Source organism: Acidocella sp. KAb 2-4 (assembly GCF_020567705.1).
Classification (GTDB): Bacteria; Pseudomonadota; Alphaproteobacteria; order Acetobacterales; family Acetobacteraceae; genus Acidocella.
The window spans coordinates 21,433-32,499 of record NZ_JAJDJU010000025.1; the positions used below are offsets into that span (position 1 = coordinate 21,433).

Annotated in this window: 12 protein-coding genes and 1 pseudogene; 8 read left to right on the top strand and 5 right to left on the bottom strand. The window is 68.3% G+C overall.

Features of this window, described 5'->3' with window-relative positions:
* Window positions 1-9: 9 nt before the first annotated feature.
* Entirely contained in the window at window positions 10-345 is a 336-nt protein-coding gene (locus LI953_RS13180; protein ID WP_227076556.1) for a ferredoxin, read from the bottom strand.
* 57 nt (window positions 346-402) lie between these two features.
* Between LI953_RS13180 and LI953_RS13185 the strand changes: the two genes are divergently transcribed.
* On the top strand, window positions 403-2,391 hold the full coding sequence (locus LI953_RS13185; RefSeq protein WP_227076557.1) for a thioredoxin domain-containing protein: 1,989 nt from the start codon (window positions 403-405) through the stop codon (window positions 2,389-2,391).
* Window positions 2,388-2,837, top strand: coding sequence for a peptide-methionine (R)-S-oxide reductase MsrB (msrB, locus tag LI953_RS13190; protein ID WP_227076558.1), 450 nt, complete (start codon window positions 2,388-2,390; stop codon window positions 2,835-2,837). Before LI953_RS13185 ends, msrB begins: the two co-directional genes overlap by 4 nt.
* 6 nt (window positions 2,838-2,843) lie before the next feature.
* On the opposite strand, the gene LI953_RS13195 is transcribed toward msrB, so the two are convergent.
* On the bottom strand, window positions 2,844-3,857 hold the full coding sequence (locus tag LI953_RS13195) for an isopenicillin N synthase family oxygenase (protein WP_227076559.1): 1,014 nt from the start codon (window positions 3,855-3,857) through the stop codon (window positions 2,844-2,846).
* 46 nt (window positions 3,858-3,903) lie between these two features.
* Between LI953_RS13195 and LI953_RS13200 the strand changes: the two genes are divergently transcribed.
* A complete protein-coding gene (locus LI953_RS13200; RefSeq protein WP_227076560.1) occupies window positions 3,904-5,394 on the top strand; it encodes a xylulokinase in 1,491 nt (496 codons plus the stop codon).
* On the opposite strand, the gene LI953_RS13205 is transcribed toward LI953_RS13200, so the two are convergent.
* Window positions 5,387-6,172: a class III extradiol ring-cleavage dioxygenase gene (locus LI953_RS13205; RefSeq protein ID WP_227076561.1), complete on the bottom strand. Its 786-nt coding sequence runs from the start codon at window positions 6,170-6,172 to the stop codon at window positions 5,387-5,389. The two genes, LI953_RS13200 and LI953_RS13205, sit on opposite strands and share 8 nt — an antisense overlap.
* A gap of 142 nt (window positions 6,173-6,314) precedes the next feature.
* Here LI953_RS13205 and LI953_RS13210 point away from each other — a divergent pair, with 142 nt between their 5' ends.
* The 5 genes from LI953_RS13210 (at window position 6,315) to LI953_RS13230 (ending at window position 10,087) form a co-directional block, all read left to right on the top strand.
* On the top strand, window positions 6,315-6,869 hold the full coding sequence (locus LI953_RS13210) for a NifU family protein (protein ID WP_227076562.1): 555 nt from the start codon (window positions 6,315-6,317) through the stop codon (window positions 6,867-6,869).
* 18 nt (window positions 6,870-6,887) lie between these two features.
* Window positions 6,888-7,472 (top strand): malonic semialdehyde reductase, encoded by a 585-nt coding sequence (locus tag LI953_RS13215; RefSeq protein ID WP_227076563.1) that lies wholly within the window; start codon window positions 6,888-6,890, stop codon window positions 7,470-7,472.
* Window positions 7,469-8,110: a tRNA (adenosine(37)-N6)-threonylcarbamoyltransferase complex dimerization subunit type 1 TsaB gene (tsaB, locus tag LI953_RS13220; RefSeq protein ID WP_227076564.1), complete on the top strand. Its 642-nt coding sequence runs from the start codon at window positions 7,469-7,471 to the stop codon at window positions 8,108-8,110. The genes LI953_RS13215 and tsaB overlap by 4 nt, the downstream gene beginning before the upstream one ends.
* Window positions 8,107-8,520, top strand: coding sequence for a GNAT family N-acetyltransferase (locus LI953_RS13225; RefSeq protein ID WP_227076565.1), 414 nt, complete (start codon window positions 8,107-8,109; stop codon window positions 8,518-8,520). Before tsaB ends, LI953_RS13225 begins: the two co-directional genes overlap by 4 nt.
* 67 nt (window positions 8,521-8,587) lie before the next feature.
* A complete protein-coding gene (locus tag LI953_RS13230; protein WP_227076566.1) occupies window positions 8,588-10,087 on the top strand; it encodes a Ppx/GppA family phosphatase in 1,500 nt (499 codons plus the stop codon).
* Between the two features lie 6 nt (window positions 10,088-10,093).
* Here LI953_RS13230 and LI953_RS13235 read toward each other — a convergent pair whose 3' ends face one another.
* Together LI953_RS13235 and LI953_RS13240 are read right to left on the bottom strand one after the other, a co-directional pair.
* Window positions 10,094-10,606 carry a flavin reductase gene (locus tag LI953_RS13235; RefSeq protein ID WP_227076567.1) on the bottom strand — a complete coding sequence of 171 codons (513 nt, stop codon included), beginning with the start codon at window positions 10,604-10,606 and terminating at the stop codon, window positions 10,094-10,096.
* Between the two features lie 9 nt (window positions 10,607-10,615).
* Window positions 10,616-11,067: pseudogene (locus LI953_RS13240) on the bottom strand (DNA polymerase IV); the annotation flags it as partial.

Here is an 11,067-nt window from a genome sequence, read left to right on the forward strand (position 1 = left end):
CTTCGCGTTTCAAGGCAGCATCAACGCCTTCACCCGCCCCCCGGCGATCATATGCTGTTCCAGCACCTCATCCGCGGCGGCAAAAGAGTCCAGCTTGTACCACACGCCTTCGGGGTACAGCACCGCGCAGGGACCAAGCTCGCAGCGGTCCAGGCAACCAGCCTGATTGATCCGAACCCCCTTGATCCCCAATTCCTTCACCCGCGCCTTCATATAATCGCGGATTTTCTCGCTCCCCTTGCTGGCGCAGCAGCCGCGGGGGTGTCCCTCTGGCCGCCGATTGCCGCAGACAAACACATGGGTCGAGAAATAAAGCGCCGGATCATCGTCTTGCCGCGTGCCCAAACCTGTTACTCCTAACTGTTCGCTCCTATCTAAACGGCAAACCGGGGAGCAGGCAAAATGCGGAACATGCTGGGCGAGGCGTCCTCGCCCTATTTGCAGCAGCACAAGGACAATCCCGTCCACTGGCAGCTCTGGTCGCCCGAGACATTGGCGCTGGCCGCGCGGCTCGACCGCCCGATTCTGCTCTCCATTGGCTACGCCGCCTGCCATTGGTGTCACGTTATGGCGCATGAAAGCTTCGAGGATCCGGAAACGGCGGCGCTGATGAACCGCCATTTCATTAATATTAAATTGGACCGCGAGGAGCGTCCTGATCTCGACCAGATCTTCATGTCGGCGTTGCACGCCATGGGTGAACAGGGCGGCTGGCCGCTGACCATGGCCCTCACGCCGCAGGGCGAGCCGTTTTGGGGCGGCACCTATTTTCCGCCCGTCCCGCGCTTTGGCCGCCCCAGCTTCCGCCAGATTCTGGCGGCGCTGGCCAATGCCTGGGACACGGATCGCGACCGCATCACCGGGTCCGCCGCCACGCTGCGCCGCGCCTTGGCCGCGCAAGCCGCGCCCCGCCCCGGCGAACCACCCGGTCCGGCATTGCTGGACGACATCCGCGCCGCCTATCTGCGCGCCATGGATTGGCAGCATGGCGGCATCGGCCGCGCCCCCAAATTTCCCAATATCCCGATTTTCCGGTTTTTATGGCAGGAATATTGCCGTACTAACGAGCCAAGCGCCGCGCAGGCGGTCGAATTGCTGCTGGAGCGCATGTCCCAGGGCGGCATCTATGATCATCTCGGCGGCGGCTATGCCCGCTACGCCACCGACGAAGCCTGGCTGGTCCCGCATTTCGAAAAGATGCTCTACGACAATGCCCTGATCCTCGATCTTCTGGCCTTGGCCCGTGCGCGCCGCCCCACCCCGCTCTACGCCGCCCGCGCGCGCGAGACGGTGGCATGGCTGCGGCGCGACATGCGCGCCGAAGGCGCCTTCGCTGCCGCCGAGGACGCGGATTCCGAAGGCGAGGAGGGCAAGTTCTACGTCTGGACCCGCGACGAGATCGTCGAGTGCCTGGGCGCTGACGTCGATTTTTTCACCCAGCACTACCCCGCCCCCGCCGGAGGGAATTGGGAGGGCAAGATCATCCTGGAGCGCCGTGCCCCGTTTGCCGAGGAGGAGCGCCTCGCCCCGCTGCGCGCCAGGCTGTTCGTAAGACGCAACGCGCGCATCCGCCCCGCGCGCGACGACAAGATCCTCGCCGATTGGAACGCCCTCACCATCGCCGCCCTGGCCCGCGCCAGCGCCGTCTTCGCCGAGCCCGCCTGGCTGACGCTGGCTGAAGACGTGTTCGCCAGCATCCTCACCGCCATGTCCGAGCCCGGCGGTAGCGTTGCCCATGCCTGCCGTCACGGCAAAATCTCCGCGCCCGGTCTGCTGGAGGATCAGGCGGCCATGATCCGCGCCGCGCTGGCGCTGTATCAGGCCACCGCCAAGCCTGAGTATCTCGCCCAAGCGCAAAATTTGCTCGCCGTCACCGAGCAGAAATTCGCTGATGGCGGGGGTGCTTTCTTCATGTCCGCCGATGCCGCGCAAAGCTTCGCCCCCCGCGCGCGCAATGCGCAGGATGGTCCGACGCCTTCGGGCATCGCGCTGATGGCCGAGAATTACGCCTTGCTGCACGCCCTCACCGCCGCGCCGGAACTCCGGGAGAAGGCCGAGGCGCTGCTTGCGGCCTTCTCCGGCGGCGCCGACCGCCTCACCGGCTCGCCGCTGCTGCTCGCGGCGGCTGATCTCCTGGAAAATACCGCCTGCGTCGTCGTCACGCCCGGCGCCGCCGAACTGGCGCACGCCGCGCTGGCCGCGCCCGATCCGGCGGTGGCCGTGCTGCGTATCCCCGCCGACGCATCCTTGCCCCCCGGCCACCCGGCCCATGGCAAAACCGCCACCGGCCCCGCCGCCTTCATCTGCCGCGGCGGCGTGTGTTCGCTTCCCGTAACAACGCCGCAAGAGGTGCGCGCCGGTCTTCACCGCAACGGAGATATTTCGCCATGACCCGCCGCGACCTGCTCGCAACCAGCGCGCTCGCTCTGCTCGGCCGCCCCGCCGCAGCCTACGAGGTTTCGTACACTGATGCCCAATGGCGGCAACGCCTCACCCCTGAGCAATATTACATACTGCGCCAACAAGGTACCGAAGCGCCGTTTTCCTCGCCGCTGCTCAACGAGCACCGCACCGGGGTGTTCGCCTGCGCGGGCTGCGCGCTGCCGCTGTTTTCCAGCCAGACGAAATACGATTCCGGCACGGGCTGGCCGAGCTTTTACGCGCCGCTGCCCAATGCCGTGCTCACCAGCGCGGATGACTCCCTGGGCATGGTGCGCACCGAAGTGCATTGCCGCCGCTGCGGCGGTCATCTGGGGCATGTGTTCCCCGACGGCCCGCCCCCAACCGGCCTGCGCTATTGCATGAACGGCGCCGCGCTGCGCTTCATTCCCGCCTGACGCGGCTTATGCCTTGTCGCGGTGATAGTCGAACGACGCGTTGATCATATCCAGCAGATGCTGCCCCGCCGTGGTCGGCTTGTATTTCGGCGTTTCTCCCGGAGCCAGGCAGGTCGGCAGGCATTCGACCGGCGCGTAGAAATCCGGGTCGAAGAAAAACGGCAGCGAATACCGCTCCTTGCCCGAGACGTTGATGACGCGGTGATAATTGGATTGGAACACGCCGTTGGTCCAACGTTCCATCATGTCGCCGATATTCACCACGTAGCTGCCTGGCACGGGTGGCGCGTCGATCCACACGCCATCGCGGCGGCGCACCTGCAACCCGCCTGATTCGTCCTGATGCAGCAGCGTCAGGCAGCCATAGTCGGTATGCGCGCCCGCGCCCAGCCGCGCCTCGGTGATGCGCCCGGTCTGCGGTGGGTAGTGCAGGGGGCCGAGGGTGGTCATCGTCACATCCAGCCAGGGGGCGAAGAAATCCTCCTGCAGCCCGAGCGCCAGCGCGAAGGCGCCGATCATCCTGCGGCCCATCGCCACCATCTCGTCGTAATAGCCCTGCATCACCTCCCGCCAGCCGGGCAGGAAATCGGGCCACAGATTCGGCCCGTGCAAGGGCAGCCCGGCCAGCACGCGCGGATGATCCGGCGGCAGGTCCCGGCCGATCTTGTAGCCTTCCTTGAGGTCGCCCTCGGCCTGCTTGGCCGGGTCCAGGTTCTCCCCGCCAATGCGGAACCAGCCGCGATGGCAGCTCGATTTCTCGATCGCCACCTTCTCCTTCTCGGCATCGGGCAACGCGAAGAAGCGCCGCGCCTCGGCATAGACCTGCGCGATCATCTCCGGCGCCACGCCATGATTCACCGCGTAGAAAAACCCGATCTCCCGACACGCCTTGCCGATCTGCTCGACCATCTCCGCCTTGCCCGGCGCGCCGCGCAGGGGCGAGATGTCGATGATGGGGATCTGCGTCAGCGGCATGTGCGCGCCGCGCAGGCTGGGGTCGATCTGTATGGTATCCGCCATGCACTCGATGTTAGTCTGCCTGGGTATCGCTTTCCAGGACAAAAACATGGGCAATTACCTTCTCGGCATCGATCTCGGGGCGGGCAGCCTCAAGGCCACGATCATCGACGGCGCCGGGCGCACGCTCGGCGAGGGCAGCCACCCCGTCACCACCTCGGTGCCGCGTTTCGGCTGGTCGGAGCAAGACCCGGCCGAGTGGTTCGAGGCCCTCTGCGCCGCCGTCCCCAAGGCCATCGCGGCTTCGGGCATTCCGGCCAGCGCCATCGCCGGCATCGGCATCTCCGCCGGGGCGCATATCCCGGTGCTGACCAACGCGCAGGGGCAGGTGCTGCGCCCCGCGATCATGTGGAACGACCAGCGCGCCGCCGCCCAGGCCGCCGCTCTGCATGAGCGCGCGGGTGCGCGGATCATCGCCACCTCGCTGAACCGGGTGAACCCGACCTGGACGCTGGCCATGCTTGCCTGGCTGCAAGAGAATGAGCCGGACGTGATGGCTGAGGCCAAGCGCCTGTATCTGGCCAAGGATTATCTGCGTTACCTGCTCACCGGCACCTGGGAGACCGATTTCTCCGACGCCATCGGCGCGCTGCTGGCTGACAACGTCACCAAATCCTGGTCGTCCGAACTCTGCGCCCTGATCGGGCTGGACATGGCGTTGCTCCCCCCCATCGTCGCGCCCGAGGCGGTGGTTGGCGGAGTCACGGCCGAGGCCGCCGCCCGCACCGGCCTTGCCGCGGGCACCCCGGTGGTCTGCGGCGCCAACGACACCACGGTGGAATTCTTCGGCGTCGGCGCCACGCGGCCGGGCATTAGCGGGGTCAAGCTGGCCACGGCGGGGGTGCTGTTCCTCGCCACCCAGGGGCCGAGCGTGAATCCGCCAATCTCCTGCTACCCGCATATCATGCCCGGCATGTATTACACCGCCACCGGCACCAATTCCTGCGCCTCGGCGCATCGCTGGCTGCGCGACCTGATGTTCGCGGCGGACGGGTTCGAGGGCATGGACGCCTTGGCCGCCGACGCCCCGCGCGGCGCCCGCAGCCTGCTCTTCCACCCCTATCTGCAAGGCGAGCGCGCCCCCTATTGGGACCCGCTGCTGCGCGCCGATTTCATCGGCCTCACCATCTCCCACGGCAAGCCCGACTTCGCCCGCGCGCTGTATGAGGGGCTGGCCTTCTCCATTCGCGACCTGCTGGAAGCCGCGCGCGCGCTTGGCCTCTCCTTCGGCGCCATCCGGCTGATGGGCGGCGGCGCGCGCAGCGCCTGCTGGCGGCAGATCATCGCCGATGTCACCGGCCTCGCCGTCGAGCGCACCGAGGCCGCCGACGCTTCGTTTGGCGCCGCGCTCATCGCGGGGATTGGCGCGGGCGTTTTCGCCGGGCCGGAAGACGCGGTGGCGCGCTGCGTGCGCCTGCTCGATACCACCCCGCCCGACGCGGATTCACACGAATTCTACACCAGCCTGTTCGGCGTTTACAAAGATGCGCAGGCGGCCCTGGCCGGGCTCAACCACCGCCTGCACGCGCTGTTCAGTTGAACAGGTAGGAATCCATCCGCAGGAAGCCGAACTCCACCGAGCTGTGCAGCCGCTCGGCCTGGGGCTTCGGCCCCGCCGCGCCCATCGCCACATGCAGCGGCAGCAGATGCTCATCGGTTGGGTGCTCGTCGCGGGCATGGGGGGCCCGGGTGCGGTATTCCGCCATCGCGGCCAAGTCGCCGGCCAGGATCTTTTCGTTCATCCAGTCGGAAAACGCCGTCACATCCGGCATTTCCGGCGCGCCGTAATCTCCGCTTGCCACGCGGAAGCGGCGCAGATCATGCGTGAAGCTGCCGCTGCCGATGATCAGCACGCCTTCCTCGCGCAGCGGCGCCAGCGCCGCGCCCAGCGCCAGATGATGTGCCGGGCCGAGCCGGGTTTGCAGCGAGAGCTGGATCACCGGAATATCGGCCTCCGGATAGGCCAGCAGCAGTGGCACCCAGGCTCCGTGGTCGAGGCCGCGCTCAGTGTCGGTGGCGCAGTCCAGCCCGGCGGCGCGCAGCAGCGCGGCCGTGCGCGCGGCCAGCCAGGGGGCGGTGGGCGGTTCATAGCGCAGCTCGTAAAGCGGGCGCGGAAAACCGTAGAAATCATGGATGGTGGTGTTGCGCGCCGGGGCGTTCACGGCGGGCGCCGCCGTCTCCCAATGCGCCGAAGCGACCAAAATCGCGCTCGGCCGCTCGGGCAGGAAACTGCTAAGGCCGCCGAGGAAGCGCCGCGCCGGCGTGTCCTCAATCGCGGTCATGGGCGAGCCGTGGCTCAGGAACAGGGTGGGAAGCATGGCGCGAGCTTGCCCCAGCCCTGCTAGTCCCGCAAGCGGCGCATTCCACCGCCCAGCCATGCCGCCCCTTGTCAGCGCCGCAAAAACCGCCAAATTAGAGCGCGATCAGGACTGTATTAGTCCGCTTTTCTGGGGAGCCACCATGTTTATCGAGACCGAAGGCACGCCGAACCCGGCGACGCTGAAATTCCTGCCGGGCCGCGAGATCCTGGGCGACAAGACCGCCGATTTCGCCGATGCCGATGCGGCACTGATCTCCCCCCTGGCCGAGGCGCTGTTCGGCCTGCCCGGCGTGGCGCGCGTGTTCCTGGGCGGCGATTTCGTGAGCGTGACCAAGACGCCGGAGGCCGAATGGCCGGCGCTGAAGCCGCAAGTGCTGGGCCTGCTCATGGATCATCTGGTCAGCGACCGCCCGATCCTGCGTGAGAACGTGACCCTGGCCGCCGAGGATGTGGATCCCGCCGATGCCGAGATCGTGGCGCAGATCAAGGAACTGCTCGACACCCGCATCCGCCCCGCCGTGGCTGGCGATGGCGGCGACATCATTTTCCGCGGCTACCGCGACGGCGTGGTGAGCCTCAAGATGCAGGGCTCCTGCGCGGGCTGCCCCTCCTCCACCGCCACGCTCAAGCACGGCATCGAGAACATGCTGAAGCACTATATTCCTGAGGTGGTCTCGGTTACACAAGCGGCCTGAGCTTCAGGAGGGACGCAGATGGCATTGGATGACGCGGCGCTCGACGTGCTGTTCCGCACGGCGCGCACGCATTCGGAGTTCGCGGAAGACCCCGTCACCGATGACGATCTGAAAGCCATTTACGAGCTGGCGAAGCTGGGGCCGACCTCGGCCAACTCCTCGCCAGCCCGTTTCCTGTTCGTGCGTAGCCCCGAAGGCAAGCAGACGCTGAAAGCCACGCTCAGCCAGGGCAATATCGAGAAAGTCCTGGCCGCGCCGGTGACCGTGGTCATTGCCTATGACCCGCATTTCTACCTCAAACTCCCGCAGCTCTACCCGGCCGCCGACGTGAAGGGCTGGTTCTCCGCCAACCCCGACTTCGCCGAGGACACCGCCTTCCGCAACTCCACCCTGCAAGGCGCGTATTTCCTCATGGCGGCGCGGGCGCTGGGCTTCGCCTGCGGCCCGATGTCCGGCTTCGACCGCGCCAAGCTCGACCGCGCTCTGTTCACGCAAAGCGGGTGGAAGTCCAATTTCCTGCTCAATCTGGGCCGCCCGAAACCCGCCGAGCCGCCGCCGCGCCTGCCCAGGCTCGGCTTCGACGAGGTGGCGCAGTTCGCGTGAGCTGGCTGGCATTGGATGCCTCCGGCACGCGGGCAGGGCTCGCGGTGGTCGGGCAGGATGGCGCGGTGCTGCACCGCGCCGCGGCGCCGCTACGCCCGGGACTGATCGAGGCGCTGCCGCTGCTGCTGGATGAGGCGGTGAAGTTGGGCGGCATCACCGATGTCGCCGTCACCATCGGGCCGGGAAGCTTCACCGGCCTGCGTACCTCCATCGCTCTGGCGCAGGGCTTTGCCGCCGCTGCCGGGCTGCCGCTCTGGGGCATCGGGGTGGAGCAAGCCTATCACGCCGCCTTCCCGCAGTTGCACCGCCCGCTCTGGGTCGCCGTACGGGCGCGGCGCGGCCGCGTTTTTCTGCTGCGTGACGGCGTGGCGGCGGCCTTCGCCGACGAAGACACGCCCACACCCCGCGCCCCCATCGCGCTTGCGGGCGACGCCGCGGCTGAGATCGCCGCCCGGCTCGCCGCCCGTGGCGCCGATGTGCTGCTGACCAATGCCCGCGCCATCGACCCCGTATGGGTGGCCAGGGCGGCCATGGCCCAGCACGAGGCTGGCCTCACCCCGCAACCGGCGCAGCCGCTTTACGTCGACCCGCCCGAGGCCAAGCGCCCTGCCGCCGGGTTGCGCCCGCCGCCGGTATGATCTCCGCGGGCTTGGCCCATGCCGGGCTGCTGGCCGCGATGCATGAGCAGGCCTTCCCGCGGGACCCTTGGGACGCCGCCAGCTTCGCCGCCTTGCTCGCCATGCCCGGCGTGGCTGGGCTGATCGATGAGCGCGGCGGCTTTCTGCTCCTGCGCATGGTGCTGGACGAAGCAGAAATCCTGACCATCGGCGTCACCGCTCCGCGCCAGGGGATCGGTCTGGCGCTGATGCGCGAGGGGCTGCGCCTCGCCGCCATTGGCGGCGTGCGCGAGATGCATCTCGAAGTCGCCGCCGCCAACGCCGCCGCCCGCGCGCTTTACACCAGGCTCGGCTTCACTCAGACCGGCCTTCGCCGCGCCTATTACCCCGATGGCGGCGACGCCCTGACATTGCATCTCGTTTTGGCCTAGAACGGGCCCAGACAATTTTCATGGAAAATTTTCTATGATTGAGACGTTTTCCAGCGGAGCCTAGGCCATGGACCAGATGATTTCCCCGCCCGCCCAGCACGGCCTGCGCCGCGCTGTTGTCGATCTCGGCTCCAACTCCGTGCGCCTCGTGATCTACGAGGGCGAAGCGCGCAATCCAGTACAGATCTTTAACGAGAAGGCGGTGCTACGCCTGGCCAAGGGCATGACCAAAACCGGCCGCCTCGACGGCGTGGCCATGGTCCAGACCGAGACCGTGCTGCGCCGCTATGCCGCTATCGCCCGCGCCATGGGCGCGGTGCCGATCGATGTCCTGGCCACCTCCGCCGTGCGCGACGCCGAAAACGGGCCGGAATTCGTGCGCGATATCGAGGCGCGCATCCCCGAGATGCGGGTTCATGTGCTCTCCGGCGCGCAGGAGGCCGAACTCTCGGCCGAGGGCGTGCTCTGCGGCATCCCCGGCGCCGATGGCATCCTGGCCGATCTCGGCGGCGGCTCGCTGGAGCTGATCCGGCTCGATGGCGGCCAGGTTGGCCCGGCGGCGACGCTGCCAGTGGGCGTCATCCGCCTGGCTGACCGCGCGGGGGAGGATCTGCTCAAGGCCCGCGCCATCGTCACCGCTGAGCTGGAGGGCGTGCCCTTCGCGGCGGAGGCGGCGGGGCGCGATCTCTATGTCGCCGGCGGCGCTTTCCGCGCTCTGGCGCGCATCCATATCGCGCAGACCGGCTACCCGCTGAACATGGTGCATCACTACACCATCGGGCGCGAGGAGGCGCGCGACCTCGCCGGCGTGGTGAGCGAGGCGGGGCGCAAGCTGATCGAGCGCATGCCCGGCGTGCCGCGCCGGCGCATCGAGGATCTGCCCTACGCCGCGGTCATCCTGCGCCGCCTGTTGCGCGCCACCGGCGCCGCGCGCGTGGTGTTTTCGGCCAATGGGCTACGCGAGGGCTGGTTCACGCGCATGCTGCCCGCGCCGATCCGCGCCGAGGACCCGCTGCTTGCCGCCGGGCGCGACCTCACCCGCGGCATCATCCGCGACGCCAATTTGCCGCCCGCCCTGGTGGCCTGGACGGCCTCGCTCTTTCCCGCCGAGACGCCCGCGCAGCGACGCTTGCGCGAGGCCGCGTGCTGGCTCTCCGATATCGGCAGCCACGAGCACCCCGAATACCGGGCCGAGCAGGCCTTCCTGCGCGTGCTGCGCCAGTCGGGGGTGGGGCTGGACCATCACGCCCGCGCCTTCCTCGCGCTGACCACGGCGCTGCGCTACGAGGCCCCGGCCGATGCCGGCTTCCTCGCCCCGGCTCGCACGCTGCTCGACCTGCCAGCCGCGCGCCGGGCCGAAACGCTGGGCACGGCGCTGCGCCTCGCCTACACGCTCTCGGCTGGCACCCCGCATCTGCTCGCGGGCGCGCGGCTGTACCTCTCCGCCACGCGGCTGACGCTGCGCCTCACCGAGGCCAACGGGGTGTTCGCGGGCGAAGCCGTGCTGCGCCGGCTAGAGCGGCTGGCCCAGATGCTCGGGCTCGAGGCCACGACTGAAATCACCTAAGCGTGGCTATTTTTTCGCCGGGTGAATGTGGTGATAGGCCCGGCCATGATACACGAGCCCGGAGGCGCTGCTGCCGAGCCGGATAGCCTGCACGGCGCAGAAAAACACCGTATGGGTGCCAACTTCGACGCTCTGGTCGATTTTGCAGTCCAGGCTGGCGGCGGCGCTCTCCAGCACCGGCGCGCCGGTGACCAGCCGCGTCCACCGCGCCCGCGCAAATCGCTGCGCCATCGGCAGATCGTCCTTGCCGGCGAAGATCGGCGATAATTCCTCGTGCTCATGCCCCAATATGTTCACACAGAGCACCCCGGCGGCCTGCAACACGTCGTGCTGGCGGCTGCCGCGGTTGATGCAGACGAGCACGGTCGCCGGATCATCGGTGACGCTGCACACGGCGGAAACGGTGAGGCCGACATCGCCCTCCGGCCCCTTGGTGGTGACGATGTTCACCGCGGCGCCGAGCCGGGCCATGGCTTCGCGGAAGCTGTTGCGGTCAACAGCGGTGGAGTCGTTGCTCATCATGCTGGTTTATCCGCCTGAACCGGGCTTGGGCAAGCTGCGCCCGCGGCGGATCGCGCCATCGCCGAAGCGGGCGCGCAGCGTGTCGATCGCCGTCTGCCGGGCGAGGCGGCGCGGGGTGAGCGTGTCGGCCAGATCGCCCTTATCGGCTAGCGCCGCCTCGGCCAGCGGCGCGGCGCCGATGCCGATCAGCCGGAAGGCGGTGCCATCCGCCTCGCGGTGCAGCAGCGGGCGGGCGGCGTCGAACAAAATGTCCGGCAACTGGGTCGGGTTGGGCAGGCGCTGGCTGCGTGTGCGCGTGGCGAAGGCGGCGGTTTTCAGCTTCAACACGATGCCCGCCGCCGCCTGCTCATCGCGCCGCAGCCGCCGCCCCAGCGTCTCGCAGAGCCGCCACAGCTCCGCCTCCAGCGGCGCCAGCGCGCGCAGGTCGCTGGCGAAGGTGGTTTCCGCGCTGATCGATT